The sequence below is a fragment of the Bradyrhizobium sp. HKCCYLRH1030 genome (assembly GCF_051168395.1).
Taxonomy (GTDB): Bacteria; Pseudomonadota; Alphaproteobacteria; order Rhizobiales; family Xanthobacteraceae; genus Bradyrhizobium.
Window position 1 is genome coordinate 129,491 of record NZ_JBNPUY010000008.1, and the last position, 26,484, is coordinate 155,974.

Annotated in this window: 22 protein-coding genes and 1 pseudogene; 6 read left to right on the forward strand and 17 right to left on the reverse strand. The window is 64.9% G+C overall.

Annotated features, from left to right (window positions below; translation table 11 throughout):
* The first annotated feature begins 3 nt into the window (after positions 1 to 3).
* The 3 genes from ACQR1E_RS23280 to ACQR1E_RS23290 are packed head-to-tail and all read left to right on the forward strand — an operon-like array spanning position 4 to position 3,937.
* Positions 4 to 1,116, forward strand: a complete 1,113-nt coding sequence (locus tag ACQR1E_RS23280; protein ID WP_315713801.1) for a microcin C ABC transporter permease YejB — start codon at positions 4 to 6, stop codon at positions 1,114 to 1,116.
* Positions 1,116 to 2,294, forward strand: a complete 1,179-nt coding sequence (locus tag ACQR1E_RS23285; RefSeq protein ID WP_434897627.1) for an ABC transporter permease — start codon at positions 1,116 to 1,118, stop codon at positions 2,292 to 2,294. The genes ACQR1E_RS23280 and ACQR1E_RS23285 overlap by 1 nt, the downstream gene beginning before the upstream one ends.
* 5 nt (positions 2,295 to 2,299) lie before the next feature.
* Positions 2,300 to 3,937 carry an ABC transporter ATP-binding protein gene (locus ACQR1E_RS23290; RefSeq protein WP_434897628.1) on the forward strand — a complete coding sequence of 546 codons (1,638 nt, stop codon included), beginning with the start codon at positions 2,300 to 2,302 and terminating at the stop codon, positions 3,935 to 3,937.
* 299 nt (positions 3,938 to 4,236) lie between these two features.
* Here the strand turns inward: ACQR1E_RS23290 and ACQR1E_RS23295 are convergent, their stop codons facing one another.
* The gene (locus tag ACQR1E_RS23295) at positions 4,237 to 5,082 is read right to left on the reverse strand and encodes an outer membrane protein (RefSeq protein WP_316191686.1); all 846 of its coding nucleotides are present in this window, start codon (positions 5,080 to 5,082) and stop codon (positions 4,237 to 4,239) included.
* 235 nt (positions 5,083 to 5,317) lie between these two features.
* Between ACQR1E_RS23295 and ACQR1E_RS23300 the strand changes: the two are divergent.
* A pseudogene (locus ACQR1E_RS23300) lies at positions 5,318 to 5,444 on the forward strand (IS91 family transposase); the annotation flags it as partial.
* Between the two features lie 411 nt (positions 5,445 to 5,855).
* On the opposite strand, the gene ACQR1E_RS23305 reads toward ACQR1E_RS23300, so the two are convergent.
* From ACQR1E_RS23305 to ACQR1E_RS23325, 5 genes are all read right to left on the reverse strand, one after another.
* Entirely contained in the window at positions 5,856 to 6,662 is an 807-nt protein-coding gene (locus ACQR1E_RS23305; RefSeq protein WP_434844597.1) for a DsbA family protein, read from the reverse strand.
* Positions 6,663 to 6,749: 87 nt separating this feature from the next.
* Positions 6,750 to 9,266 (reverse strand): YncE family protein, encoded by a 2,517-nt coding sequence (locus ACQR1E_RS23310; RefSeq protein ID WP_434897629.1) that lies wholly within the window; start codon positions 9,264 to 9,266, stop codon positions 6,750 to 6,752.
* Between the two features lie 11 nt (positions 9,267 to 9,277).
* The gene (locus ACQR1E_RS23315) at positions 9,278 to 10,462 is read right to left on the reverse strand and encodes a hypothetical protein (protein WP_434844595.1); all 1,185 of its coding nucleotides are present in this window, start codon (positions 10,460 to 10,462) and stop codon (positions 9,278 to 9,280) included.
* A 1,159-nt stretch (positions 10,463 to 11,621) separates the two neighbouring features.
* Positions 11,622 to 12,461, reverse strand: a complete 840-nt coding sequence (locus tag ACQR1E_RS23320) for an NlpC/P60 family protein (RefSeq protein ID WP_434842661.1) — start codon at positions 12,459 to 12,461, stop codon at positions 11,622 to 11,624.
* Positions 12,454 to 13,836, reverse strand: a complete 1,383-nt coding sequence (locus ACQR1E_RS23325; protein WP_434897630.1) for a leucyl aminopeptidase family protein — start codon at positions 13,834 to 13,836, stop codon at positions 12,454 to 12,456. Before ACQR1E_RS23325 ends, ACQR1E_RS23320 begins: the two co-directional genes overlap by 8 nt.
* Positions 13,837 to 14,029: 193 nt before the next feature.
* Here ACQR1E_RS23325 and ACQR1E_RS23330 point away from each other — a divergent pair, with 193 nt between their 5' ends.
* Positions 14,030 to 14,836 carry a tetratricopeptide repeat protein gene (locus ACQR1E_RS23330; protein ID WP_434897631.1) on the forward strand — a complete coding sequence of 269 codons (807 nt, stop codon included), beginning with the start codon at positions 14,030 to 14,032 and terminating at the stop codon, positions 14,834 to 14,836.
* 25 nt (positions 14,837 to 14,861) lie between these two features.
* Here the strand turns inward: ACQR1E_RS23330 and ACQR1E_RS23335 are convergent, their stop codons facing one another.
* The 11 genes from ACQR1E_RS23335 to ACQR1E_RS23385 all read right to left on the reverse strand — a co-directional run bounded on the left by ACQR1E_RS23335 (position 14,862) and on the right by ACQR1E_RS23385 (position 25,111).
* Positions 14,862 to 16,103, reverse strand: a complete 1,242-nt coding sequence (locus tag ACQR1E_RS23335; protein WP_316201476.1) for a Zn-dependent hydrolase — start codon at positions 16,101 to 16,103, stop codon at positions 14,862 to 14,864.
* Positions 16,104 to 16,187: 84 nt separating this feature from the next.
* A complete protein-coding gene (locus ACQR1E_RS23340) occupies positions 16,188 to 17,162 on the reverse strand; it encodes a type II secretion system F family protein (RefSeq protein WP_315753445.1) in 975 nt (324 codons plus the stop codon).
* An 8-nt stretch (positions 17,163 to 17,170) separates the two neighbouring features.
* On the reverse strand, positions 17,171 to 18,145 hold the full coding sequence (locus tag ACQR1E_RS23345; RefSeq protein WP_315713811.1) for a type II secretion system F family protein: 975 nt from the start codon (positions 18,143 to 18,145) through the stop codon (positions 17,171 to 17,173).
* An 11-nt stretch (positions 18,146 to 18,156) separates the two neighbouring features.
* A complete protein-coding gene (locus tag ACQR1E_RS23350; protein ID WP_315713812.1) occupies positions 18,157 to 19,620 on the reverse strand; it encodes a CpaF family protein in 1,464 nt (487 codons plus the stop codon).
* A gap of 21 nt (positions 19,621 to 19,641) precedes the next feature.
* On the reverse strand, positions 19,642 to 20,910 hold the full coding sequence (locus ACQR1E_RS23355) for an AAA family ATPase (protein ID WP_315713813.1): 1,269 nt from the start codon (positions 20,908 to 20,910) through the stop codon (positions 19,642 to 19,644).
* Positions 20,907 to 21,647 (reverse strand): CpaD family pilus assembly protein, encoded by a 741-nt coding sequence (locus ACQR1E_RS23360; RefSeq protein WP_316201474.1) that lies wholly within the window; start codon positions 21,645 to 21,647, stop codon positions 20,907 to 20,909. The genes ACQR1E_RS23355 and ACQR1E_RS23360 overlap by 4 nt, the downstream gene beginning before the upstream one ends.
* Before the next feature lie 22 nt (positions 21,648 to 21,669).
* Positions 21,670 to 23,151 carry a type II and III secretion system protein family protein gene (locus ACQR1E_RS23365; protein WP_315714366.1) on the reverse strand — a complete coding sequence of 494 codons (1,482 nt, stop codon included), beginning with the start codon at positions 23,149 to 23,151 and terminating at the stop codon, positions 21,670 to 21,672.
* A 17-nt stretch (positions 23,152 to 23,168) separates the two neighbouring features.
* Positions 23,169 to 23,969 (reverse strand): Flp pilus assembly protein CpaB, encoded by an 801-nt coding sequence (gene cpaB, locus ACQR1E_RS23370; protein WP_315713815.1) that lies wholly within the window; start codon positions 23,967 to 23,969, stop codon positions 23,169 to 23,171.
* 126 nt (positions 23,970 to 24,095) lie between these two features.
* A complete protein-coding gene (locus ACQR1E_RS23375) occupies positions 24,096 to 24,620 on the reverse strand; it encodes an A24 family peptidase (protein ID WP_315734617.1) in 525 nt (174 codons plus the stop codon).
* A gap of 109 nt (positions 24,621 to 24,729) precedes the next feature.
* Positions 24,730 to 24,864, reverse strand: coding sequence for a hypothetical protein (locus ACQR1E_RS23380; RefSeq protein ID WP_316172662.1), 135 nt, complete (start codon positions 24,862 to 24,864; stop codon positions 24,730 to 24,732).
* 82 nt (positions 24,865 to 24,946) lie between these two features.
* Complete coding sequence (locus ACQR1E_RS23385) at positions 24,947 to 25,111, reverse strand: Flp family type IVb pilin (RefSeq protein WP_231317342.1); 165 nt, start codon at positions 25,109 to 25,111, stop codon at positions 24,947 to 24,949.
* Positions 25,112 to 25,573: 462 nt separating this feature from the next.
* Between ACQR1E_RS23385 and ACQR1E_RS23390 the strand changes: the two genes are divergently transcribed.
* Positions 25,574 to 26,401 (forward strand): sterol desaturase family protein, encoded by an 828-nt coding sequence (locus ACQR1E_RS23390; protein ID WP_316191680.1) that lies wholly within the window; start codon positions 25,574 to 25,576, stop codon positions 26,399 to 26,401.
* Positions 26,402 to 26,484 lie beyond the last annotated feature (83 nt).

Here is a 26,484-nt window from a genome sequence, read left to right on the forward strand (position 1 = left end):
TTCATGGCTGCCTATATTGCCCGTCGCATCTTGCTGATGCTCCCGACCCTGCTCGGGATCCTCTTCATCTCCTTCGTCGTGGTGCAGTTCGCGCCGGGCGGTCCGGTGGAGCGCGTCATCGCGCAATTGACCGGCGCCGACACCGGCGGGACCTCGCGGATTTCAGGCGGCAGCGGTTCGGATTTCGGCGCGCGGCCGCCGGGACAGGTGGGATCCGGCAGCGAGCTGAACTCGAAATACCGCGGCGCGCAGGGGCTCGATCCCGCCTTCATCAAGCAGCTCGAAAAGCAGTTCGGCTTCGACAAGCCGGCGCCGGAGCGGTTCGCGCTGATGGTCTGGAACTTCGCGCGCTTCGATTTCGGCAAGAGCTATTTCCGCGACACGTCAGTGCTGCAGCTCATCAAGGAGAAGCTGCCGGTGTCGATGTCGCTCGGCATCTGGATGACCTTGCTGACCTATTTGATCTCGATTCCGCTGGGGATCCGCAAGGCGGTGCAGGATGGCTCGCGCTTCGACGTCTGGACCTCGGCCGTGATCATCGTCGGCTACGCCATTCCGGGCTTCCTGTTCGCGATCCTGCTGATCATCCTGCTCGCTGGCGGCTCGTTCCTCAACATCTTCCCGCTGCGCGGGCTGACCTCGGATGGCTGGTCGGACTTCCCGTGGTACTGGAAGATCATCGACTATTTCTGGCATCTCACTTTGCCGCTGGTGTCGATGGCGCTCGGCGCCTTCGCGACCATGACCTTGCTGACCAAGAACTCGTTCCTCGACGAGATCCGCAAGCAATATGTCATGACCGCGCGCGCCAAGGGCTGCAGCGAGAACCAGGTGCTGTACGGCCACGTCTTCCGTAACGCCATGCTGATCGTGATCGCCGGCTTTCCGGGCACCTTCATCCACGCGTTCTTTTCCGGCTCGCTGCTGATCGAGACCATCTTCTCGCTGGATGGGCTCGGCCTGCTCTCGTTCGAGAGCATTCTGAATCGTGATTATCCCGTTGTGTTCGGCAATCTCTTCATCTTTTCGCTGCTCGGCCTCGCCATCAACCTGGTCTCGGATCTGACCTACATGTGGATCGATCCGCGGATCGACTTCGAGGCGCGGGAGGTCTGATGACGATCACAGCCACCCCTCCGGTCGAGACCAAGGCGCAGGCCCCGCTCGGCGAGGCCGTGCCGCCGACGCGGCATCGTTTCCGGCCGTCGCCGCTCAACCAGCGCCGCTGGCAGAACTTCAAGGCCAACCGCCGCGGCTACTGGTCGCTGTGGCTGTTCCTGTTCCTGTTCGTGGTCTCGCTGTTCGCCGAGCTGATCGCCAACGACCGGCCGTTCCTGATCAAGTTCGACGGCCACCTTTACTTCCCGGCGTTCGTCTCCTATCCGGAAACGGCATTCGGCGGCGACTTCGAGACCGCGGCCGACTACCGCGATCCCTATTTGCAGAAGCTGATCGCCGACAAGGGCGGTACGGTGATCTGGCCTTTGATCCGCTATTCCTACGCCACGCATAATCTCGACCTGCCGACGCCCGCGCCGTCGCCGCCGACCTGGATGCTGAAGGAATCGCAGTGCAAGGCGGTGGTCGAGAGAAAGGGGCTGAAGAGCTGCCGGGATCTCGAATACAACTGGCTCGGCACCGATGACCAGGGTCGCGACGTCGTCGCGCGGCTGATCTACGGCTTCCGCATCTCCGTCCTGTTCGGCCTGTCCCTGACGTTCTTCTCCTCGATCATCGGCATCGCCGCCGGCGGCGTGCAGGGCTATTTCGGCGGCTGGGTCGATCTCCTGTTCCAGCGCTTCATCGAGATCTGGAACGCGATTCCCTATCTCTATCTGCTCCTGATCCTGTCGGCGGTGCTGGTGCCCGGCTTCTTCACGCTGCTCGGGATCATGCTGCTGTTCTCCTGGGTGTCGCTGGTCGGCCTGGTCCGCGCCGAATTCCTGCGCGGCCGCAATTTCGAATACATCCAGGCCGCGCGCGCGCTCGGCGTCTCCAATGCCGTCATCATGTGGCGGCATCTCCTGCCGAATGCGATGGTCGCGACCATGACCTTCCTGCCCTTCATCGTGTCGAGCTCGGTGATGACCTTGACCGCGCTCGACTTCCTCGGCTTCGGCCTGCCGCCTGGCTCGCCGTCGCTGGGCGAGATGCTGTCGCAGGCCAAAGCGAATGTGCAGGCGCCGTGGCTCGGCCTGACCGGCTTCTTCTCGGTCGCGATCATGCTGTCGCTCCTCATCTTCATCGGCGAGGCCGTGCGCGACGCGTTCGATCCGCGCAAGACGTTCAGGTGACCGACATGGATGCGATCAGCCAGCCGCTGCTCTCGGTCAGCGATCTCTCGGTGACCTTCCACCAGCAGGGCCGCGTGTCGACCGCCGTCGACCACGTCTCGTTCGACATCAGGCGCGGCGAGTGCGTTGCCCTCGTCGGCGAATCCGGCTCGGGCAAATCGGTCAGCGCGCTGTCGGTGCTGAAGCTGCTGCCCTATCCGGTCGCCTCGCACCCGTCGGGCAGCATCCGCTTCAACGGCCGCGATCTGCTGCCGCTGTCGGAGGGCGAGATGCGCGGCATCCGCGGCAGCGACATCTCCATCATCTTCCAGGAGCCGATGACCTCGCTCAATCCGCTGCACACGATCGAGCGGCAGATCGGCGAGATCCTGCATCTGCATCGACCGATCTCGAACGGCGCGGCGCGGGCGCGCGTGCTCGAGCTGCTCACGCAGGTCGGCATCCCCGAGCCGGAAACCCGGCTCGGCAGCTATCCGCATCAGCTCTCCGGCGGCCAGCGCCAGCGCGTGATGATCGCGATGGCGCTCGCCAACGAGCCGGATCTGCTGATCGCCGACGAGCCGACCACCGCGCTCGACGTCACCGTGCAGGCACAGATCCTGGCGCTGCTCGCCGACATCCGCGCGCGGCTCGGCATGAGCCTGCTCTTCATCACCCACGATCTCGGCATCGTCCGGCGCATCGCCGATCGCGTCTGCGTCATGAACGGTGGCAAGATCGTCGAGCAGGGGCCGGTGGAGCAGGTGTTCACCGCGCCCTCCCATCTCTACACCAAGGCGCTGCTCGCGGCCGAGCCGAAGCCGGACCCGGCGCCGCCGCGGCCCGATCAGCCGGTCGTGATGCAGGCCAGGGACCTCAAGGTCTGGTTTCCGATCAAGCGCGGCCTGTTCCGCTCCACGGTCGGCCACATCAAGGCCGTGGACGGCGTCAGCATCGCCGTGCGCAAGGGCGAGACGCTCGGCGTCGTCGGCGAGTCCGGCTCCGGCAAGACCACGTTGGGCCTGGCGCTGCTGCGGCTGATCTCCTCCGACGGTCCGATCGTGTTCCTGGGCAAGGAGATCCAGGGCCTGTCCTTCAAGGATGTCCGGCCGTTCCGCCGCGACATGCAGATCGTGTTTCAGGATCCGTTCGGCTCGCTCAGCCCGCGCATGTCGGTCGGCGACATCATCGCCGAGGGCATCAGCGTGCATCAGCCCAGGCTCAGCGAAGAGGAGCGGGAGGCCAAGGTCATTAAGGCGCTGAACGAGGTCGGGCTCGATCCGACGACGCGCTTCCGCTATCCGCACGAATTCTCCGGCGGCCAGCGCCAGCGCATCTCGGTCGCGCGCGCCGTCGTGCTGGAGCCGAGCTTCGTCGTGCTGGACGAGCCGACCTCGGCGCTCGACATGCTGTTTCAGGCGCAGATGGTCGCGCTGCTGCGCGACCTGCAGCGCAAGCTCGATCTCACCTACATGTTCATCTCGCATGATCTGCGCGTGGTCGCCTCACTCGCCAGCCACCTGATCGTGATGCGCCACGGCAAGGTGGTGGAGGAGGGGCCGGCGGTGGAGCTGTTCAAGGCGCCGAAGACCGACTACACCCGCGCGCTGTTTGCGGCGGCGTTCCGGAACGAGACCGCGGGGAATGGGACGGCGGCGAGCTAGGGACCGGGCGCTCCTCGTCCGACGTTCGTTGCGGAATGGCCGCAGAAATCGCCGATGAAGCGGAATCCCTCGGGCCCCCCGGCGGTCACGTCCGGTCAGGCAGCGTAACCGGACTTACGGCGACCCGATGGGCAGGTCCGGAATTGGGCCAGATTCGGACCAACCACTTGTCGCTAGATCGTAAGCGCTGTTGATGGACCACCCGCGGGGGGCAGTGACAGTGCAATCAATTGGCAAACGGCTCCGCCAAGGAGCGCAATTGTTGCTCTGCGAGTTCAGTACGCATTCAACGTAGTTCGCTAGAAGCGATAGTTGACGCCCACGCGAACGATCTGGAGTTTCGTGCTCACCGTATGGTTTGCCACTTGTCCAGGGGGGCCAAATCCGGGTCCGTTGTTGAAAGTCGAATAGGAGAAGTTGCCGAGGTCGGCGTAGAGATACTCAACCTTCGCGGACCAATGGTCTCGGAATGCCCATTCGGCGCCACCGCCGGCTGTCCAGCCGACACGGGTGCTGCTGCGACCGCCGACATGACATTGATTCAAGCCGTTCACGATCGGGCAGCCGTCGGCAAAATCCCACGCAAATCTCTTTGATGCGTCGACATTGGCGATCGCCGCGCCGCCCGTGCCATAGATCATGATCCGGTCAAAGGCCCAGCCAATGCGCCCTCGGACCGTGGCGAACCAATTCATGCCAATGTCGTCGACTGATGCAACCGTTCTCCCCGATACCGGCTCGACAACATTGCCGGTGTTTCGCGACACCTTGCCGTCAATGCCGTTGAAATCGCCCTCGATACCCAAGACCAGGTGGGACCAGCCTGCCGTTGTTGGCTGCCAGTTGCATCCAGCCTGTCCGCCACCGGTAATGCCGGTGTGACTAAGGCTCGCCAGACCGGCATTGTTGATTGCCGTTCTTGCAGCGCCATTGATGAGATTGGGCGGGAACGGAGGCGCGTCGGTCGTCAGGTTGTGTTTCACCTGTCCCCCGCCGAGGTTTGCGCCGACGTAGCATCCCGTCCAACTAAACACGGCAAGCGGCGCAGGGGGCGGGGCCTTCAGCGGCAGATCGGCCGCCGACGCGGCCTGCGCAAATGGAAGGATTGAGATAGCAGAAATAATTGCCATGGATGCGTTACGCATCGTCACACTCCCAGCACGAGACCTGAACCACGCTATTCGGGGCGCGGGTCCAGGGTCAACAATGTTCAGTTGCCGTGTGTGTCAATATCAACCAGTGTAACATTTTAACCACAGGTTGTGTGCTGCAGGATGTAAAACCTCATTCATCGCGCAGCCGGTTCTTCGCAAAGTCCGCAATGGGTCAAAGGACTAAACCGCTCGCGCGGTAAGGCACGACAGCCGGCAGCACGGGTGCAGTGGCAAGCCGCCGTGTCCATGCTGCGGCGGCCGCATGATCGTCATCGAGGTCTTTGAGCGAGGCGCAACGCCGCGCCATCAACCCGACTGCGCCAACCAGCGCCATCAGGATCGACACCTCATGACCGCACAACCGCCATTCTGCAAAGCTGCTCGTCGTGCCCGCCGCTCATCGACCGACCCGGTGGAATGCGCCCAAACATCCATCTGTCGTCGTCAATCCGCCGACAATTGACCGCTTGCCATGCCATCCACCGCTCATTCACCCGCCGCGCCATCGTCGCGAAGCTCGCTGCATCATTTCGAGCTCAATCAGCGAGCTCGCCTGCGGCGCTCAAATCCCCATAGAGCCCGCCGCACCAGTCCTGCCCACCATGCGCGGTGTCCTCCCTTGGAGGCTTTCGGACGCCGGCCGCCCGAATATGCCGCGCCGTCAATCGTGCTGCCGGCATCCGAAACCCTTCACAGCAGCGGACTCGCGCGCTGCACAAATCGAGACCTCGGGCGTCGATGCATATCTTCGCGATCGGAGCGTACTACTGGCGAGCCTGCTGAATTTTGGCCTTCAGCGTGGCAAGTCCGACCGCGCCGACGATGACATTGCCGCCGATGACATAGCTCGGCGTCCCGCTCAATCCCAATTTATGCGCAAGATTGCCGCTCTCATCGAGGCTTTGGCGCACCTCCAGGCTGTCCATGTCCTTTTCAAGCTGAGCAACGTCGAGACCGATCGTCTGCGCGATGGCCAACGCGCGCGCCTTGTCGGCGGGTCCGCTGCTTTGGAGAAGCCGCTGATGAAAGTCGAGGTATTTCGCGCCCGTCGGGTCTTGCATGCGTACCGCTACCGCGACGCGCGCCGCCTCCAGCGAGCCGGGGCCGAGGATCGGAAATTCCTTGAGCACGATCTTGAGCTTGGGGTCGCTCTTCAACAATTCGAGTATCTCGCCGAGCGCGCGCTTGCAGTAGCCGCAGCTGTAATCGAAGAACTCGACCAGGGTGACATCACCCAGCGGGTTGCCGAGCGTGACCTGGTGCGCGGACGCGAACAAGGCCGGCGCATTTTGCTTGACCAGTTCAGTCTTGTCGGAGCCGGGCGCTGCCGCCGGCATCGCGGCTTGCCGCTTCTTGATCAGGTCGGAGATGGCCTGTTGCACGGCTTCGGGGTGCTTGGCGAGGTAGTCCTTCACGACCTGCTCGATTTCTTCGGGATGGGTCGCTATGTAGTCCTTGACGATCGCCTCGATGTCGCTGCGCGAACTCTCCGCTCGGCCGGGCTGCACGCAAAGCAAAGACAGCGTGAAGACGGCAGCCGCCGTGGCAACGCTACGGATCAAATTGGTCATCGGTCATCCTCCATATGGCTGCCGACTTCCGCAGTTGGCGTGCAGTAATGATTTGCGAATTCGTGTCCTCGTGCATCGCTGCTTCCTTCATCGTCGCGGCATCATCATGCCGGGCGGGGGGACCGGTCTGACCCCCGGCATGCGCGGCGCAAATCGGCCGGTCGGCCGGCAGCGCGCGCCAAGCGGCCCCGGAATCCAACCGGGGGGGCAGACGATCGGGCGACCGACATCCGGCGCCTGCCGGTCCCGCGTCACCCCCGGCTTGCGGGCCACGCACACGCCGTCGGCATTGCGCCGCTCACCAGGTTGGCACGTCGTCGGCAGCTTCGGAATCACGGGGACGACCGTGGTGGACTTCTTCTCGATCGTCTTGGAGCACTGGCTTCGATCCTTTGGGTCGACCGGGGCCGCGCAGCACTCGCCGCTCGTCGTCAGATTCGCGGACGCGCAGCATTTGCTATTCGCAGTCGGCACGAAGCCCGAGGCGCAACACTGTGAAAGTCTCGGCAGCCAGTGCAGCGGTATGCATAGCGTGCCGTCGGGGCTCGCAATCTGGCCGGCCGGGCAGCACTGTCCCTTCGATGTCGCCTGGCTCTTGAGACAGCACTTGCCGGCGATCTTCATATAGCCGGGCGCACAGCAGCTGGGGCATTTCCAGTCTGGAATTTTCGGCTTCAACGGATCGCACACGCCGTTCACCACGGTCGTCCCGCAGCAAAGTTGTTGGCCAATCGGGCCGGAATAGATCTGGCTGTTCTCGCAGCATTCATTGTTCGGGCCGATCGCCGTCTGGTTGACGCCGCACATCGGCTTGGCGATATCAGTCGACGGATTGTTGTTCGAACAGATGCCCCCCGGCTGCAGGTCTTTGGGCGAGCAGCATTGGCCATTGACCAGAACATTGGGCGGGGCGCAGCTCGACGAGCAGCTCTTGGTCTTGATGATCCAGATCTGATTGGGCGGACAAACCGATCCGTCCGAACCGCAGACATGGGTCTTGCAGGTCTGCAGACCCGGCGGCCTCGGCATGCCGGCGGGAGGCGGCGCGCCGGCTGGACGAGGCGCCAGCCGTATCCGTGCGGCTTCCCTTGTACACGCGCGCAAGATGGCGATATCTCCCATGTGTCCGCGAGCTGATAGATCGGGCGGCGCGTCGGCATAGTCGATGAAGTAACTGAGCAGCGGTGGCTCATCGCCGCGGCGGATGCGCCAGATCGGATTCCCCTGCAGTCCGTCGATCGCAAGCGCGTCGTTCTGGCCGAGTTGAGCCACGAGCTTGGGATCGGTGGCGTTGCGCAATTGTTCGCCGGTGGTCCAGACGAAGCCGCCGCAGGAGGCCGGATTCATGGTCCCGCCCATGTCGTAGCTGTAGCCGATCGCGACGCCGCCATTGCCATTGCGGAAACGTTCGGGGAATCCCACCGCATATTCGTCCGGCAAGGGCTGCCAGATCGGCTGCTTGATCTCAGTGACACCGATCAGCGTATAGCGCAGCACGCGGCCGATCGACGGCGCGGACAAGGCCTCGAAATCCTGCGCCCCGGTCGGCGCCGGCCGCTCGGCCAAAAACATCCGTCCCTCATCGTCGAAAGTGATCCTGGAGATCTCGGTGGGACCGGCGGCGGACGGTACGACGACTTCGATTCTGGCGTCCGCACCGAACGAGCCGTTCGCGTTGAGCCCGACCGACCACACCCGCAAGCCCTCGGCGACCGCGTAGTAGAGCCGGCCGTCGCGAATGGCGAGGCCGAACACTCGCCGATCCGGTGCCGCGTAGCCCCAGGTCTCGGGCTGCGCGCTGTCGAATTGAGGACTCGTAATATCGACGCCTGGCCCGGCTGGCGCCGGCGCCGTTGGAAGTTCCGCGGCTGCACTGCCGGCGACGCCGTGATCATAGACACCGAGGTCGACGCCGTTCGGGCCGAAGCGATGGATCAGCCCGGTCTCACGGTCGGCGACGAACAGAGACTTGGTCGCCGGATCATAGGCCAATCCCCCGAGCGCCGCGCCCGAATTGGCCTTGTCGCCCGTGGTGACATTCGCGAACAGCGTCACCGCGCCGGTGGCGCCATTGATCTTCCAGATCGATCCCGGACCGCCGCCCGGACCCCATTGTGCCGGCATGAAGGTCGCGCCGCTAGTCCCGAGCCTGACATGTTGCGGTCGACCTTCAGGTCCCGGCGCGACGATCGAGAGACCATAGGCGGATGTCGCCGCGACGTAAATGTTGGCGGGGGAACTGTCGTCCAGAGCGACGCCAAACACCTGCCCGATCGACTTCGCGCTGACGGTGAACGGCTTCGGCGCACCGACCAATTGCGCCTGGGGCGGACCGCCCATGCGTCTTAGATCGACGATGCGCAGCGACGGCCCTCCAGGATCGATGATGGTCCGAACGTCGGGATCCTGACCGGGCTCGATCTCGAACGGGCGAATAGCCCCGGAGAATCCGGTGACTGCAGCATCGCCGGGGGTGTAAACGCCGGGCGGCGTTTGCGCCGACGCGGGCCCCCCGAGTGCGAGAGGCAGGATCAGCAGCCAGGCGAGGCGCCGCATCGCGCGGACGGCGGCTGTCAAGGGCGTCTGTCGGCCAAGCTCGATCATGTCGCTCCGCCTCATTTCGGCTGCTTGGGCCGTGGCTCGCAGGAGCCGGTCTTGACGTTGGGCACGGTGTCGGGCGGGCAACATTCTCCACAATTGGTCATCTGCGCGGGATTGCAGCAGCTCCCGTCAAAGGCCATTCCCTGGCTCTTGTCGGAGCAGGGCGTGACACAGGGGCTGTTCTTGTCGCCGCCGAGTCTTGTCTGTCCGGCCGGGCAGGCCGCGGGCGGACACATGCCGTAGGGCGCAAAGCCGAAGACCGCCACCTGGTTGGTGTCGTCGCACAGGCACTCGGAGAGCCCGTTCGACTTCAACGCGCCGGGATGGGTGTCCTTCGGGCAATCGCACGAGAACACGTACTTGCTATCGCCGGATCCGGGGTTGGGGACCTGTTGCCAGTGCGGCACCATCGGTTTCGGACAGGTGCAGTAACTGCTCCCTGTGTGGCAGGCATAGGCGCCGGGATCCGTGACCACCAGCGTCCCGTCGCCGGTTTCCACCATGCCCACGCCATATCGATCGTATTGATCCTGATAGACGCCTTTGCTGGAAGGGCTGAAGATCGAGCCGGGACCGCCGATGCCTTGACATTCCGGGTACCTCCACCACTCCATGTAAGGTACTTTTTCGCACGTCGCGTTGATCGCGGCGCATGTGGCTTGAACAGGCGGGAGGACCTCGCAATCGCCGCAGGACTGCATGCCAAGCTCTTCCTGCCCCCAGCACAGCACCTCCTGAAGACATGAGCCGATTTCGGAACCCAATCCAACGGTGCTCTGCTCGCTCTTGCAGGCGCATTTCACGACGTCTGCGGCCGCGCCAATGGCTGCGAGCTCCTTGGAAAGATCGCCGAGAACATTTTCTGCGATCGCGTTGCCAAAGATCGTGTTCAGCTTGCTGACGACTTGGTCGGCGTTGCCCTGCGCCTCTGCGCAGAATTGATTGACCAGGGCTTGCCCCTTCCCCGTGTCCGACCCTGACAAGGCGACGCCGCTGAGTGCTGCGGTCAGTGCAATCGCTGCGTAGCGGCTTGCGTCATTCTCATAGACCGACTTGCACACATATGCGGCGGACAGCGTCCCGATAAAGGCATCCGCGATGTCTTCTGGACTGCAGCCCGCCCGCGCCGGCGATGCTAGCAGAATCATCGCGGCGACGACGGCCGCTCCTTGAACCCGCCAGCGTCCTGCGCGCACCATGGTCCGCCCCTCTGTCGCATCAACGTGGGCGTTCTTCTCAATTCCAGCCTTGCGCTAGATCAACAGAGGCGACGGCAGCCGCGCCATCGACCGACTGCGCCAACCAGCGCCATCAGGATCGACACCTCATCACCGCACAACCGCCGTTCTGCAAAGCTGTTCGTCGTGCCCGCCGCTCATCGACCGGCCACGGTGGAATGCGCCTCCGCACCAGTTCTGCCCACCATGCGCGGCTTCCTCCCTTGGAAGCTTTCGGACGCCGGCCGCCCGAACATGCCGCGCCGTCAATCGTGCGGCCGGCATCCGAAACCCTTCACAGAAGCGGCAATCGTCTGCCGGGCCACGAATCTGTCGCTATACTCTCGAGATCGGGCGAATTACCAAAAGCGCCGACAGTCAGAATCTCAGCTCTCTTGGGCTGCGGCGAGAACCCACGCGATTGCGGGTGATTTGGCCGACGGGCGCGGTCCGCGAACGCCTGTCCAGTCCTCTCGCGAAAAATATTCATCTTTCTTTTTTTCGGAAATCGTGCATACTCCGCCCCGTCCTGCCCCACGAGAGGGACGTACGCGTCGTCACGGACGTCGGGTGCGGGATGCGATGGCCGCGATGATGTTGCAGTGTGCATGTGCGCACCGACGAACGGCGTCATGCGGACGGCGAAGTCGTGTGGTCCTGGCGCCCCGATGCTGGCGTCAAGGTCGCGGGAGCCGATGAGGCCTGCGGCCGACAGGGGCAAGAAAGCCGGTCCCTGGGGAGATCACGAAGTAAGTCGCAAAACATCGCGCAGGGAAGGCCGGATGTTCGGCCCGTACCTGTGGTGACTACCGCGTGCTTGTTGCACGCAACCACGGGTGCGGTCGGCACCCGGCCTTCCCTGCGCCCTCTCATGTTGCCGAGGGCGGATGATTGCAGCAGGACTCGGACCGACGCGGCCGCGAGAATGCGGATGCTTGCCCTGCTGTTTGGCGCGGCCTGTTGCTGTTTGATAGGTATATCGGACTCTTGCGCCGCTCTCTCCGCGTCATTGCGAGCGCAGCGAAGCAATCCAGAGTCGTGGGCGGGACTCTGGATTGCTTCGCTTACGCTCGCAATGACGGAGGAGGGAGCCTGCGTCTCAAAACCTCATCGGGAGGACGCGCCAGCGCGATGAGGCGAGTCAATCCAGCCGCTTGATCGCGAGCACATCGCTCCCGCTCGCCTTGATACGGGCAATCGCTTCGCCGATCGGCTCGATCTGCGTGGCCATATGAAACGCGTTGGCGTGGACGATCGTGTCAGCATCGCGCACGATGGCGACGTGGCCCTTCCAGAACATCAGATCGCCGCGGCGAAGCGGCTCTCCGCCGTCGAGCAAGCGCCCCAGCGCGGCGAGTTGCATGTCGCTGTCGCGCGGGCACGGCACACCCGCAGCATTCAACGACACCTGCACCAGGCCCGAGCAGTCGATGCCAAGGCTGCTCTTGCCGCCCCACAGATAGGGCGTGCCGACGAAGCGCTCGGCGACTGCGACGTAGTCGTGCTCGATAGCATCCAGCAACGTGACGTGCTGTTGCGGGACGAACCAGCCCTCCGCCGTCACCACGAAGCTGGCCTCCTCGCGCGTCACGGCGATGGTCGATCCCATGAGCAGCGTCTCCACCGGCGGCAGCTTGATCGACGGCCCGGGGAACGCGAAACTGCGCAGCGCGCTGATCTTGTGCGTCGGTGCTGCGGCGGGCGCCGCCAGCGCAGCCTCCGGCAGCCAGCCGACATAGCCGTCGGCTGCGAGCTGGCCCCAGACCCAGCCCTCGCCGTTGCGGTCGTAGACCGTGACGCGCTCGCCCTTCAGCGCCTGCGTCGCCAGCTCGGCGCCGGAATATGGCTGCTGGCGCAGCGGCGCGATCGGATCGATGACGACCAGCGCCTCGCCCTCGACGAAACGCGCGGCCGTCACCTGGCCTTCGAGATGTTTCGCCGCGACGTCGCCGCGCGCAGGCGTGAGGCGCGGATCAGCCATAGCGCTCGCTCAGGAGCTTGTAGAGCGCACGCGCCGCCTGGCACTCGCCACCCTCGGGCCGGCCCGGCTTGGCGGATGGCGTCCAGGCGAAGATGTCGAGATGCAGCCAGCTCTTGGCGTGCTCGACGAAGCGCTGCAGGAACAGCGCGCAGGTGATCGAGCCGGCGAAGCCGCCGGACGGCGCGTTGTTGATGGTCGCGACCTTGGAGTCGAGCCACGAGTCGTACGGCGCCCATAGCGGCATCCGCCACAGCGGATCGTTCTCGGCGGCCGCGCAGCGCGCGACGTCCGCGGCGAGCGCCTCGTCCTGGGTGTAGAACGGCGGCAAATCGGGACCGAGTGCGACGCGCGCGGCGCCGGTCAGCGTGCCCATGTCGATCAGCAGGTCGGGCTTGTCCTCGTCGGCCAGCGCCAGCGCGTCAGCCAGGACCAGCCGGCCCTCGGCATCGGTATTGCCGATCTCGACCGTGATGCCCTTTCGCGAGGGAAACACGTCGAGCGGACGGAAGGCGTTGCCGGCGACCGCGTTCTCGACCGCTGGAATCAGCACGCGCAGATGCAGCTTGAGCTTGGCATCCATCACCATCTGCGCCAGCGCCAGCACGTTGGCGGCGCCGCCCATGTCCTTCTTCATCAGGAGCATGCTGCTCGACGGCTTCAGGTCGAGCCCGCCGGTATCGAAGCAGACGCCCTTGCCGACCAGGGTCACCTTGGGATGCGATGGATCGCCCCAGACGAGCTCGATCAGGCGCGGCGCGCGGGTCGAGGCGCGACCGACGGCATGGATCAGCGGATGGTTCTGGCGCAGCAGATCGTCGCCGACGATGCTGGTGAAGCGCGCGCCGAAGCGGTCGGCGACCTGCTTCGCCGCGGCCTCGAGCTCCTCGGGTCCCATGTCGTTGGACGGCGTGTTGACGAGGTCGCGCGCCAATGTCGCCGCGTCGGCCAGGCGGTTCAGCTCGGCGGCGTCGACGCCATCCGGCGGAACGAGGCGGACCTCCGGCGTCTCGGTCTTGCGGTAGCGGCCGAAACGGTAGCTGCCGAGCGCAAAGGCGAGCGCGGCGAGCCGTGCATCATGCGGCGCATTGGCGAAGCGGTAGGTGCCGGCGGGCAGCAGGCCGGGCAGGGCGCCCGGCCGGAACGGGTCACGGTGCTTGGCGTCGTCGTCCTCGATGCCGAACAGCACCTGCGCGATGTGGCCGTCGGCGGCGGGCAACGCCAGATAGCTGCCGGGCTTGGCGGAGTAGACGTTGGCCTCGGCGAAGTTGCGTGCTTCAACCGACAGGCGCTCCTTGATCCCCGGCCAGCTCGCCTTCGTTACGAAGGTGATCGGGATGGCGGACGTTGTGGAGGCGGTCTCGAACATCGACGGCATGCCTAATGGTTCCCTAACTGGCGCGCGGCAGCCAGACTTCGCAGAGTTTGAAGGCTGCTGCAATCACGCCGGCCGCCTGGCCCGCAAACCGACGCGGATGTGACGATGGCGCCGTGGCCGCGCCATTAACCGGCTGTTAGCGTTAACAGTTTATTGCTGGCGCGTTCAATTCGCTCGTTCGAGTCCACGTGACATGCGTCAATCGCCTTCCATTCCCCGGCTGCTTACGTCCGTTGTCCTCACCGCGCTCGTCGCTGCGGGCCTCGGCGGCTGCCAGACCATGTCCGACGTCACGGGCTCGCTGCGCGGTCGGGCCGAGCCGCCGCCGCCCGCGACCCCGCAGCGCGCGGTCGAGGTGTATGGCGAGCGCTACCGCGCCAACCCCAAGGATGCGGCCATCGCGGTCTCCTATGGCCAGGCGCTGCGCAACAACGGCCAGCGCGAGCAGGCGGTTGCGGTGCTGGAGCAGGCGACGCTCGCCAACGCCGGCAACAAGACCGTGCTCGCGGCCTATGGCCGAGCGCTGGCCGACAACGGCAATTTCAAGCTCGCATTCGACGTGCTGTCGCGCGCGCACTCGCCGGACAATCCCGATTGGAAGCTGCTGTCGGTGCAGGGCACGGTGCTTGACCAGATGGGCCGCCACGAGGAGGCGCGGCGCTACTACGATAGCGCGCTGAAGATCGTGCCCGGCGAGCCCTCGGTGCTGTCCAATCTCGGCCTGTCCTACATGCTGACGCGGGAGCTGCCGAAGGCCGAGGAGGTGCTGCGGCAGGCCTACGGCTCGCAGGGGGCGGACGCGCGGGTGCGCCAGAACCTCGCGCTCGTCGTTGGCCTGCAGGGACGCTTCGCGGAGGCCGAGCAGATCGCACGGGCCGATCTGCCGCCGGACGAGGCCGCCGCCAACGTCGCCTATCTCAAGCAGATGATTCAGGGGCAGAGCCAGGGCAAGGGCAAGGCGCGCAATGCGCCGATGGCCGCGCTCAACCAGCCGGACTGACGACGTGCCTCGCTGATGACGTGGCCTATCGTGTCGCGCCTGTCAGCAGGCGGCGGCAGGTGTCGACGAACACGTCGGCGCCGGTGACGATGTCGGCATCGGAGGTGTTCTCGGTCCAGTGATGGCTGATGCCGCCGATCGACGGCACGAACAGCATGCCCGCCGGCATGATGGTGGCCAGCACCTGCGCGTCGTGTCCGGCGCCGCTCGGCATCCGCAGCGACTTGCCGGCCGCGAGATCGCGGCTGGCGGCCTCGACCGCATCCTGGAACGTGCCGTCCATCATGGCCGGCGCGCCGGTCCGGATGCGCTCGACGGCGACATGGCAGGGACCTGCGTCTGACGCCTGCGCAGCCATTTCACGCAGCAGCTCTTCGAGCCGGTCGACCACGGCGGCATTGTCGTCGCGGATCTGGAACAGCATTTCGGCCTGGCCGGGGATGATGCTCGGTGCGCCCGGATCGAGCGTGATGCGTCCCGTGGTCCACACCGTGCGCGGGCCGCAGGCGGCCGGAAAGCGCGCATCGATCGCCACACAGAACTTGGCGAGCGCGAGCCCGGCATCCTTGCGCACCGCCATCCGCGTCGTGCCGGCATGGTTCTGCTCGCCGGTGAAGGTGATGCGGTATTGCCAGATGCCGACGATCGAGGTGACGACACCGATCTTGAGCCCGCTCGCCTCGAGCGTGTCGCCCTGCTCGATATGAGCTTCGAGATAGCCGATATGCCGGCCGCGCTCGGCCTGCAGGCGCGGCCGTCCGGCGAGGCCCATCTCGGCAAGCGCCTCCCGCATCGTACGCGGGCTGCTGCGGTCGCGGGCAGCATCGATTTCGGCCTCGCTGACGTCGCCGACATAGGACCGGCTGCCGAGCATGCTGCCGAAATGGCCCTCCTCGTCGCACCAGGAGGCGACCTCCACCGCACCGACAATGGACGGATCGGGATTGAGCACGCGCGCCGCCTCCAGCGCGTAGACGACACCGAGCGGGCCATCGAGCCAGCCGGCCTGGTTTTGGCTCTCCAGATGCGATCCGGCCAGCAGCTTGGGGCCTGGCTTGGCGCTGGTGCCCAGCACGTTGCCGATGCCGTCGATATCAGGCGTCAGCTGCGCGTCGGGCAGGCGCTCGGCGAGCCAAGCGAGCGATTGACGATGGGCGTCGGAGAAGGTCGGCCGGTGCACGCCGGTCTTGTAGGTGCCGAAGGCGCGCAGTGCGTTCAGATCGGCGAGGACGCGGGCGCCATCGGCGCGGCGGAGCTTGTCGGACATCAGGCGGAGACCTCGATCATGCTCCGCCTAGCTTCCAGCGTAGAGCCGCGACCGCAAGCGAAATTTCTCGCGAGCGGTCTACCTCTACTGCATGGCCGCGACCTTGATGCCGGTCGGTCCCAGAATGACCACGAACAGCACCGGCAGGAAGAACAGGATCATCGGCACCGTCAGCTTCGGCGGCAGCGCGGCCGCCTTCTTCTCGGCCTCGTTCATGCGCATGTCGCGATTTTCCTGCGCCATCACGCGCAGCGATTGCCCGAGCGGGGTGCCGTAGCGCTCCGATTGCTGGAGCGCGAGGCAGACCGACTTCACGCCTTCGAGGCCGGTGCGCCGGGCGAGGTTCTCGTAGGCCACCTTGCGGTCCTGCAGGTAGGAGAGCTCCGCGGTGGTCAGCGTGAACTCCTCCGACAGCGCGATCGACTGGCTCGAGATCTCGATCGCCACGCGGCGGAAGGCGGCCTCGATCGACATGCCGGATTCGATGCAGATCAGCAGCAGGTCGAGCGCGTCGGGAAACGCGCGCTTGATCGACAGCTGCCGCTTGGAAATCGCGTTGCTGAGGAACAGCATCGGAGCCTGCAGGCCGAGATAGGCCATGCCGACGCAGATGCCGATCTTGACCGGCATCGATTTCTGCAGATGCGCGATCACGAAGACGTACAGCACGGAACCGACGAACAGAACCAGCGGCGTCACTAGGCGCGCGAACAGGAAGGTGATGTAGGGCGCCTGGCCGCGGTAGCCCGCCATGATGAGCTTCTCGCGGGCCGCCTCCTGAGCGAGCCATTTGGTGAGGTTGAAATCCTCCACCACACGAGAGATGAGCTGCTTCGGCGTCTGCCGCAGCGAGACCTTCTCGCCGGCGTTCAACCGCTCGCGCTCGCGCTGCTTGATCCGCTCGCGTTCGCTGGCGACCGCCTTCATGCGCTTGTTCAGGTTCTCGCCTGCGAACAGCGGCATGATCAGCGTATAGACGGTGGCCGTCGCCGCGATGGCGGCGAAGAACATCGTCATGAAGTGCGGGTCGTGCAGCTTGGAGACCAGAATGTCGACCATGGTCCACCTCAGAAATCGAAATTGATCATCTTCTTCATGACCAGGATGCCCATCGACATCCAGATCACGCAGCCGACCAGCATCAGCTGGCCGGTCGGATGGGTCCAGAGCAACGAGATGTAGTCGGGCGTGCTCAGATAGACCAGCAGCATCACGATCGGTGGCAGCGATCCGATGATGCCCGCGGACGCCTTGGCCTCCATCGACATCGCCTGGATCTTCTCGCTCATCTTCTTGCGGTCGCGCAGCACCTTCGAGAGGTTGCCGAGCGCCTCGGAGAGATTGCCGCCCGACTTCTGCTGGATCGCGATGACGATGCCGAAGAAGTTGGCTTCGGGAAGCGGCATCCGTTCATAGAGCCGCGCACAAGCCTCGCCGAGCGGCATGCCGATCGCCTGGGTCTCGATGATCCCGAGGAACTCGCTGCGCAAAGGCTCTGGCGCGTCGGCGGCGACGACCTTGATGGATTCGAACAGCGGCAGGCCCGCCTTGATGCCGCGCACGATGACGTCGACGGCGTCCGGCAATGCCGCCAGGAATTTCTTCTCGCGCCGCTTCTTGAGGTAGCCGAGGATCCAACGCGGCAGACCGAGACCGGCGGCGAAGCCGAGCCCGAGCGCGCCGAGCGGGCCGCCACCGGCGAAGAAGGCAACGGCGCAGACGACGAAGCCGAGGACACCGGAAACGATCCAGAATTTCTGCACGGTCCAGTCGAGTCCGGCCTGCGAAATCCGCATGTTCAGCGGGACTTTACTCTGCTTCTGGGCCTTCGCCTCGAGATCCTTCAGCGAGGACTCGACCTGCTCGCGGCGCGAGCGTTGGCTGCGTTCGGCCTGTCGGACCACCGGCTCGGACTTGGCGACGGTGCTGCGCCGCTGCTCGGCCTTCCGCTCACCCGACAGCAGGGGATAAAGGAACACCCAGGCGATGCCGCCGATCGCGGTGGCGGCGAGGAAGGCAAGGGCGAGAGCCTGAAGCTTCATGGGGTCTCTCCTCAGTCCTTGCTCGCAACTTCGGCGGCATCGAGTGCAGCCGCAAGCCGCTTCTCTTCGCCGTAGTAGCGCGCACGTTCCCAGAACCGCGGCCGGCCGATTCCGGTCGAGCGGTGGCGCCCGATGATCTTGCCGTTCGCGTCCTCGCCGATCATGTCGTAGAGGAAGATGTCCTGGGTGATGATGGTGTCGCCTTCCATGCCCATCACCTCGGTGATGTGCGTGATGCGGCGGGAGCCGTCGCGCAGTCGCGCCGCCTGGACGATGACGTCGATCGAGGCGCAGATCATCTCACGGATGGTCCGCGACGGCAGCGAGAAGCCGCCCATCGTGATCATGGATTCGCAGCGGGACAACGCTTCGCGCGGGTTGTTGGCGTGCAGCGTGCCCATCGATCCGTCGTGACCGGTGTTCATGGCCTGCAGCAGGTCGAAGGCCTCGGGTCCGCGGACCTCGCCGACGATGATGCGCTCGGGCCGCATACGCAGGCAGTTTCTCACCAGCTCGCGCATCGTCACCTGGCCTTCGCCCTCGATGTTGGGCGGCCGGGTTTCGAGGCGCACCACATGTGGCTGCTGCAGCTGGAGCTCGGCGGCGTCCTCGCAGGTGATGACGCGCTCGTCGTGATCGATATAATTGGTCAGACAGTTCAGCAGCGTGGTCTTGCCCGAACCGGTACCGCCGGAGATCAGCACGTTGCAGCGGACGCGGCCGATGATCTGCAGGATCTCCGCGCCCTCCGGCGAGATCGCGCCGAACTTGACGAGCTGATCGAGCGTCAGCTTGTCCTTCTTGAACTTACGAATGGTGAGCGCTGGGCCGTCGATCGCCAGCGGCGGAACGATGGCGTTGACGCGCGAGCCGTCGGCGAGACGCGCGTCGCAGATCGGTGAGGATTCGTCGACGCGGCGGCCGACCTGGCTGACGATGCGCTGGCAGATGTTCAGGAGCTGCTGGTTGTCGCGGAACCGGATGCCCGTGCGCTGGATCTTGCCGTTGACTTCGATAAAGACCGTACCGGCGCCGTTGACCATGATGTCAGCGATGTCGTCACGCGACAGCAGCGGCTCCAGCGGGCCATAGCCGAGCACGTCGTTGCAGATATCGTCGAGCAGCTCTTCCTGCTCGGCGATCGACATCACGATATTCTTGATCGCGATGATCTCGTTGACGATGTCGCGGATTTCCTCGCGCGCGGATTCGCCGTCGAGCTTGGCCAGCTGAGCGAGATCGATCGCCTCGATCAGCGCCCCGAAGATCGTCGCCTTGACCTGATAGTAACTGTCCGAACGCCGGGCCTCGACAACCGGTGGTGGCGGCGGCGGAGCCTGCCGGGTCGGAGCCAGAGGTGGCGACGGCACGGCCGGAGACGCCGCGCGTGGTGCAGCCGGCGCCGGCTCGGGCGCCGGCGCGGCCGGCCTGAGGGCCCTGGTATCGTTGTCCAATCCGCTACGCTTACCAAACACGACTTAGAACTCCACGCGTGCTTACTTCGCCCTCAGCTTGTCCAGCAGAGGCGACAGGAAGGAGCCTTTCGGCTTCTTTGTCTCGCTGCGGCCGGTGAGCCGCTGCGCGATCTGGAGAAACATCTCCGTCGTCCGATGGCTGGGAGACATCTCCGCAATCATCTGGCCGTTGTTGGCGGCCGCGCCGAAGATCTGCGGCTCGAACGGGATCGTTGCGATCGGCGGGCTTTCGATCGCCTTGGCGAACTCGCTCGCATTGATCTCGGGCCGCTTGGGAACGCCGACCTGGTTCAAGCAGTAGAGCGGCATGCGATCGTTCGGCCGGGCGGCCTTGAGGAGATCGAACATGTTCTTGGTGTTGCGCAGCGAGGCGAGATCCGGCGCCGCGACGATCAGGATGTCGTCCGCGGAGATCAGCGCCCGCTTGGTCCAGCCTGCCCATTGATGCGGAACATCGAGCACGATGCATGGCATCGAGGCCCGCAGCGTGTCGAAGACCGCATCGAATGCCTCGGCGCCGAAATCGTAGACCCGGTCGAGCGTCGCTGGCGCGGCCAGCAGGCTCAGATGATCGGTGCATTTCGACAACAGCCGGTCCATGAAGGCGATGTCGATCCGGTCCGGTGAGAAGACGGCGTCCGCGATGCCCTGCGCGGGATCCTGGTTGTAGTCGAGGCCGGCGGTGCCGAACGCCAAATCGAGATCTGCCACCACGGAGTCCATCGACAGGTCGCGCGCAATCGCCCAGGCGATGTTATGGGCGAGGGTCGAAGCTCCGACGCCGCCCTTGGCGCCGACGACCGCAACGATGCGCCCGACGGCCTTGGCTTCCGGCGCGGAGAACAGGTTGCAGATCGAGCGGACGACGTCGATCGGCGTCACTGGCGACAGCACATAGTCGCTGACGCCGCGCCGAACCAGCTCGCGATACAGCGTGACGTCGTTGACGCGGCCGATCACGACGACGCGCGTGCCCGGGTCGCAAACCGTCGCGAGCTGATCCAGGCCGGCCAGGATGTCGGTGCGTGCATCCGTCTCCAGGATGATGACGTTCGGGGTCGGGGCAGACCGGTAGGCCTCGATCGCCGCCGCCATGCCACCCATCTGAACCTTCAGATGGGCCTTGCCGAGGCGCCGGTCCTCACCGGCGGCCTGGACCGTCGCGGCGGTTTCCACCGTCTCACAGAACGCCTGCACGGACACGCGCGGCGCGGGCGCGATGTGATCGTCGGCCGGCGGCGGCACGACGTCAGGCTGCTCCTCTTGGGTCTGTCGGGCGTAGCTGATCATTTGCCTGTGTCGCTGAGTTTGGCCTTGTCGGCCTCTGGATACGTGATCGCGGTTGATTGTCCCTTGCGATATTTGTCGAACAATGCCGTGCGCCGGGTGGTATAGGACGGCGTTTCGGATCGCGGCTGCACGAGATCCGACGGGTTGGCGACCATTGCCGCCATGTTGCGCTGGTAGGCGCAGCCGTAGTTCCAGTCAGGCTTGTTGTCGAACCAGTTCTTGTTCTTGATCGACGGCCCGAGGTCATCCGGCCAGATCCCGCAGGGCCCCACCGTGGCCGACATTTTTGGGTAGCTCAGCCGGATCGCGGCCATCTGGCGCGGGTCCTTCGGCTGATAGTTGCGTACGGCGATGCCGTGCGGCGGGACGCCGGCGGCGGCCAGCAGGGAGTGGATCTCCCGCATCGAGTCGGCGGCCGCCCGTGCGTTGGGGGTGCCGCTCGGCACGTCGGCGCTGATCGCGCCCGTGCCTTGGCGAATCCAGCTCTGGGCCAGTCCCATCACGTCGGCGCGCTGCTCGGCCGTCAGGCCGCCACGACCCTGGCCGACGAAGACCACCAGGGAGTCCGGGGCCTCCTGGATCGCGATCGGGTGGCGCAGCCGGTAGTCGTCGGGGATGCTCGCCGTGGTGGCGGCGTCTCTGGTGTAGTTGCAGGCGCCGAGCAGGGCTGCGGCTCCGGCGAGCGCTGCGGCAAGGGGCAGGCGTCGGTATCGGGCGGGGCTGGATGTGGTGGTCATCGTTGCAGGTCCTTGTCCCGGCTCAGTCCGTGATGAAGCCATAGGTGCCGCGATAGTTGCGTCCGGGTTCGACCCGGCCGGGTACGCCGTAGATGCGGTTGATGCTACCCAGGAGATCGGCCTGGGGGTCGGACGCGGCCGCAAAGCCGTCGTCAGGGCGGGAGAGATCCTTCTGTGCCACGGCGCGGACGACGAACGGCGTCACCAGAACCATCAATTCGGTCTGGTTGTTGACGTAGTCGCGGCTGCGGAACAGCGCGCCGAGGACCGGCAGCTGCATCAGGCCCGGCATGCCGCTGATCGCCTGCTTGGTCTGCTGCTGGATCAGGCCGGCCATCGCCATGGCGCCGCCGGAGGGAATTTCGAGCGTGGTCTCGGCGCGCCGGGTCTTGATCGATGGAACCGTCAACGAGTTGACCGTCGTCGAGCTGACGGCTTGCGACAGCGTGATCGAGTTCTCGTTTGAGAGCTCCGAAACCTCGGTCATCACCCGCATCGAGATCCGGCCCTCGCTGAGCACGACGGGCGTGAAGTTGAGCGAGATGCCGAACTTCTTGAAGCTGATCTGCGTCGTACAGACATGGGTCGTCGGATCACAGGAGTAACCGGCGGGAACCGGAAACTCGCCGCCGGCGATGAAGGTCGCGGACTCGCCCGAGATGGCGGTCAGATTGGGTTCGGCGAGCGTACGGATCACGCCCGCGTTCTCCATCGCGCGCAGTGTCGCCTGCACCGTCGGGGTCGCCCCGCCCAACGCTGCGGTCACGGCGTTGTTGGAGACGAGATTGCTGCCGTAGGCGGTGAACGGATTGGAGTTCGCGAATTTGACGACAGCAGTTCCGTAGTTGAGCTGGCCGGAGAGATCGATGCCAAGCTGCTTGACGACCGAGCGCTGCACCTCGGCGACGGTCACCTTCAGCATCACCTGGTCCCGGCCGCGCACGGTGATCGAGTTGACGACCTTGTCGGCGCCGCCGGCGAGCCGGGCGGCCAGTTCGCCGGCCTGCTGGGCTTCGATCTGGCTCGACGCCGAGCCGGTCAGCACGATGCTGTCGGCGAGGCCCTCGATCTGGATATCGGCATTCGGCAGCAACTGCTTCAGCGCCGCCCGGGCGCCGTTCAGGTCGCGCTTGACCGCGATGTCGTAGGCCGCGATCTGCTGGCCCTGCGCGTCGAAGAAGACGATATTCGTCTGACCGATCGCCGCACCAATGATGTAGGCGCGCTGAGAGGAGCGCACGACGGCATTCGCGATCTTCGGATCAGCGACAAGAACGTCCTTGATGTCGCGCGGCAGATCGATGACGACGGACTTGCCGATGCCGAGCGCAAGGAAACGTGCATTGATCTGGCCGTCCGCGGCGGCGGCTGCAGTCGCCGGGCGATAGTCTGCCGCGATCACCGGCGCGATCGCCGGATTGAGGGTCAGCGCAGCGGCGGCCGAAAACGACAGCGCGCGGACCAGCAGGGTCCGCATCTTCCGCTGATTTTCGCTGCAGGTCATCTGGGTGGTCCTCTTGCTCACTTCTGCGTCGTCATCGTGCTGGGAATGCCGAAGCGGACGACGGCAACGCTGTCGCTGCGCTTGCGGCTGGTCTCGTCCGTGCGGCGCTCGGCCACGTTGACGTCGGCGATGCTGCGGAGCGCCAGGGACAGCGTTCCGGTTTGACGGGCACGCGCGAGCGTCTCGGCCTGTTCCGGCTTCAGCTCCAGCGTGACGGTCTTGCCGACCACCGTGGTCTGGCCGTCCTTTTCCTTGGGGGCCTGATCGATCGCCAGCACACGGATGTTCGACAGGATGATATCGGAGCTGACGACGTCGCCCGCGTTGGGCTGATCCGGATTGCGTTCGCGCTTGGACAGGATCACGTCGACGCGGTCGTTCGGCAGGATGAAGCCGCCGGCGCCGGTCTCCGGAGAAATCTCGGTGGAAACGGCGCGCATGCCGGCCGGCAGGATCGCGGCCATGAAGCCCGAGCCGTCGGCCTTGACGAGCTTTTGTTCGCGGATGGGCTCGCCGGCAATGAACGGCGCCCGCGCAATCGTGCCGGTTATCTGCGTCTGTCCTTCAGGCCGCTCGTTGCGGCGGATGAAGCTGGCACTGGCCGTGGCCGCCGGCCAGCTCTGCCACTGCAGATCTTCGGGCTTGAGGGATTGGCCGAGGGCGATGTCGCCCTTGGCGACGAGAACGTCGACGGTCGGCATCTGCGGCGCGGGCGCGGCGACTTGAGCCGGCCGGTCGTCGGACCCGCTCGCGAGATATGCGGCCACGCCGCCAGCGCCTACAGCGATGGTCAGAACCACAATGCGTGCGGTATTCATACGCTTCACTTTCCACATGACGCCGCGACGTTTCCGCCGCCGTGATGGGAGTTGAGCAGTTATTCGTCAAAGCATGGTTAATGAGGCGTATCTAAATCGCCTTAACACCGCGTTGACACGGTGTGTTCAGAGCAATGCAAGGCGCGCAGCGTCGATCGCCTTCACCCAATCGGTCTCCGGATAGACCATCAGAGCGCCCAGGGCGAGCGCGATGCCATAGGGCACGCCGCTCTCCTTGGCGTGCAGGCGTGCAAGCCAGGGTTGCCCCGCCAGCATGTAGGGCAACGGCCATTGCCGGAACTGCATGAGGGCGAGGGTGAGCACGCCGCCGAAGATCGAGGCGTACAACAGGTAGTTCATCAGGTGGGCGAAGCCGAACCACAGGGCGGCGGCGGATGCGACCTTGGCGTCACCGCCGCCGATCCAGCCGAATGCAAAGCAGGTGAAAGCAATCACCAGCAGGGTCGCGCCCGCGCCCAGATGCATCAGCATGTCAGCCATGCTCATCCCGCTCAGCGGCGCCAGAACCAGGAAGCCGGCGACGAGCGCCAGGGAGACCCGGTTCGAAATGGTCATCGTGAACAGGTCGCTCGCCGCGGCAAAGGCCATCAGGGCCGGAAACAGCAGAAGGCGCGCGAGATCGAGGGTCATGGGCTCTCAATGGCATCGACGCGGGGCATGGGTGCGCCGCTGCGCCAGAGCCTAGCTGCAAGAAATAAACGATCGGGAAACAGCCGGAATGGCCGGCTGGTTGTCGTTCTCACCAGACGCTGACGATGCGGGCCGCCAGAGCGAGGATGGACAGGCCGAGGCCGCCGCAGATCCAGCGCAAGGCGACGTCGGCCCCGCTGGACGGAGGCCGGGACGCGGCTGCGGACAAAACGTGGTTACGCATCACTGAACGCCGCGAAGCTGAATGTGGAAATGATAAAGGCCCCGGATGTCCGGGGCCTTTTTTGCTCGGCCGTGACGACCGCTTACTTCAGCGAGGTGTTGATCGCGCCGAACTTGGAGCTCAGGCTGGAGCCGAGACCGTTCACCGCGGCAATGATCGCGAGCGAGATGCCGGCGGCGATCAGACCGTATTCGATCGCGGTCGCGCCGGATTCATCCTTCACGAAGCGAGCAAGAAGATTCTTCATAGGTAACTCCATGTACACGTGGCTGGTCGAACAAACTCTGGTCGTTGCGGCGTTCTCAGCACCGTGACCATGCGGCCACCGTAGGGGGCAGGAATTTCGGCGTAGTTAATTCGGTCGCCGAAACACGGCGACAAATGGCTGTTATTGTGCAGAGTAAACATTGGATGAAGCGCGGCACGACCATTCGAAATAACGCATGGCCACGCCGCAGTCGGTCTCGCTGAAAAGACGAGCGCAGGGTTTTGGCCGTCATGCCCGGCCCCATCCATCGCCGGGCCTGCTCCGCATTCCACACTATCCACACGATATTCATGGGGCCGTGTCGACCTGGCTGGTGGAGCATGTGGCTCGAGGTCGATCGCGCTGGGCCGATCGGCAGGGCGGTTCTGCGGGCGCGCAGGTTCACGGCTCCTTAAGCGCCAGGGAGTACCCCTCGGAACAGTTCATGAGATGAGGAATGTGATGTCCGGTCTGCCATGGGAAGTCGCGCTGATGCTCGGCCAGACCATCGAGAAGGTGTTGCCGATCACCTTGATGCTGGCAGTGGTGTTCTCGGTGCTCAGTCACTTCTGGGCCTGCAATCCCGGCAAGCCGTGGTGGCAGAAGCGCGAGCTCGTCACCGACGTGGTCTACTGGTTCTTCGTGCCGGTGTTCGCGCGGGTGCTCCGCATCGGCTTTCTCGTGCTCGGCGCCAGCGTTGTCTTCAAGATCCGCGACGCCGACGAGTTGATCGCCTTCTATGAAAACGGGCACGGTCCGCTGGCGCAGCTTCCCGAATGGCTGCAGGGGGTGCTCTTCCTCGTGCTCTCCGACTTCATGCTGTACTGGATGCATCGTCTGTTCCATGGCGGCGAGTTCTGGAAATACCACGCGGTTCACCATTCGTCGGAGGATCTTGAGTGGATTTCGGCGGCCCGCTTCCATCCGATCAACCTGATCCTCGGCACGATCGCGGTCGACGTCATCCTCTTGATGGCCGGCATCTCGCCCAATGTCATGATCTGGGTCGGACCGTTCACGACGTTCCATTCGGCCTTCGTCCACGCCAATCTCAACTGGACGCTGGGCCCGCTGAAATATGTCCTCGCCACACCCGTCTTCCATCGCTGGCACCACACGTCGATGGAGCAGGGCGGCAACACCAATTTCGCCGGCACGTTCCCGATCTGGGACATCCTGTTCGGCACGTTCCGGATGCCGGAGGGGCAGTTGCCCATGGCCTACGGCAAGGACGAGGCGACGATGCCCGGTGAGTTCGGCGGTCAGCTCGCGTTTCCGTTCCGAAGATGACGTGTTCTGCAACCGCCCGAGGCTTCGTCGCGACGTTTGCAGATCATTCACCAATTGAGCGCAGATTTGCCGCGTCGGGCGCC

Excerpts from the sequence above, each read along its gene's own strand:
- ACQR1E_RS23320 (WP_434842661.1), bottom strand. The coding sequence starts at position 12,461 with ATGGCTGATCCGCGCCTCACGCCTGCGCGCGGCGACGTCGCGGCGAAA.
- ACQR1E_RS23340 (WP_315753445.1), bottom strand. The coding sequence starts at position 17,162 with ATGGTCGACATTCTGGTCTCCAAGCTGCACGACCCGCACTTCATGACG.
- cpaB (WP_315713815.1), bottom strand. The coding sequence starts at position 23,969 with ATGAATACCGCACGCATTGTGGTTCTGACCATCGCTGTAGGCGCTGGC.
- ACQR1E_RS23380 (WP_316172662.1), bottom strand. The coding sequence starts at position 24,864 with ATGCGTAACCACGTTTTGTCCGCAGCCGCGTCCCGGCCTCCGTCCAGC.
- ACQR1E_RS23365 (WP_315714366.1), bottom strand. The coding sequence starts at position 23,151 with ATGACCTGCAGCGAAAATCAGCGGAAGATGCGGACCCTGCTGGTCCGC.
- ACQR1E_RS23310 (WP_434897629.1), bottom strand. The coding sequence starts at position 9,266 with ATGATCGAGCTTGGCCGACAGACGCCCTTGACAGCCGCCGTCCGCGCG.
- ACQR1E_RS23360 (WP_316201474.1), bottom strand. The coding sequence starts at position 21,647 with ATGACCACCACATCCAGCCCCGCCCGATACCGACGCCTGCCCCTTGCC.
- ACQR1E_RS23285 (WP_434897627.1), top strand. The coding sequence starts at position 1,116 with ATGACGATCACAGCCACCCCTCCGGTCGAGACCAAGGCGCAGGCCCCG.
- ACQR1E_RS23355 (WP_315713813.1), bottom strand. The coding sequence starts at position 20,910 with ATGATCAGCTACGCCCGACAGACCCAAGAGGAGCAGCCTGACGTCGTG.
- ACQR1E_RS23305 (WP_434844597.1), bottom strand. The coding sequence starts at position 6,662 with ATGACCAATTTGATCCGTAGCGTTGCCACGGCGGCTGCCGTCTTCACG.
- ACQR1E_RS23325 (WP_434897630.1), bottom strand. The coding sequence starts at position 13,836 with ATGCCGTCGATGTTCGAGACCGCCTCCACAACGTCCGCCATCCCGATC.
- ACQR1E_RS23345 (WP_315713811.1), bottom strand. The coding sequence starts at position 18,145 with ATGAAGCTTCAGGCTCTCGCCCTTGCCTTCCTCGCCGCCACCGCGATC.
- ACQR1E_RS23290 (WP_434897628.1), top strand. The coding sequence starts at position 2,300 with ATGGATGCGATCAGCCAGCCGCTGCTCTCGGTCAGCGATCTCTCGGTG.
- ACQR1E_RS23315 (WP_434844595.1), bottom strand. The coding sequence starts at position 10,462 with ATGGTGCGCGCAGGACGCTGGCGGGTTCAAGGAGCGGCCGTCGTCGCC.
- ACQR1E_RS23330 (WP_434897631.1), top strand. The coding sequence starts at position 14,030 with ATGCGTCAATCGCCTTCCATTCCCCGGCTGCTTACGTCCGTTGTCCTC.
- ACQR1E_RS23390 (WP_316191680.1), top strand. The coding sequence starts at position 25,574 with ATGTCCGGTCTGCCATGGGAAGTCGCGCTGATGCTCGGCCAGACCATC.
- ACQR1E_RS23375 (WP_315734617.1), bottom strand. The coding sequence starts at position 24,620 with ATGACCCTCGATCTCGCGCGCCTTCTGCTGTTTCCGGCCCTGATGGCC.
- ACQR1E_RS23335 (WP_316201476.1), bottom strand. The coding sequence starts at position 16,103 with ATGTCCGACAAGCTCCGCCGCGCCGATGGCGCCCGCGTCCTCGCCGAT.
- ACQR1E_RS23295 (WP_316191686.1), bottom strand. The coding sequence starts at position 5,082 with ATGCGTAACGCATCCATGGCAATTATTTCTGCTATCTCAATCCTTCCA.
- ACQR1E_RS23280 (WP_315713801.1), top strand. The coding sequence starts at position 4 with ATGGCTGCCTATATTGCCCGTCGCATCTTGCTGATGCTCCCGACCCTG.
- ACQR1E_RS23385 (WP_231317342.1), bottom strand. The coding sequence starts at position 25,111 with ATGAAGAATCTTCTTGCTCGCTTCGTGAAGGATGAATCCGGCGCGACC.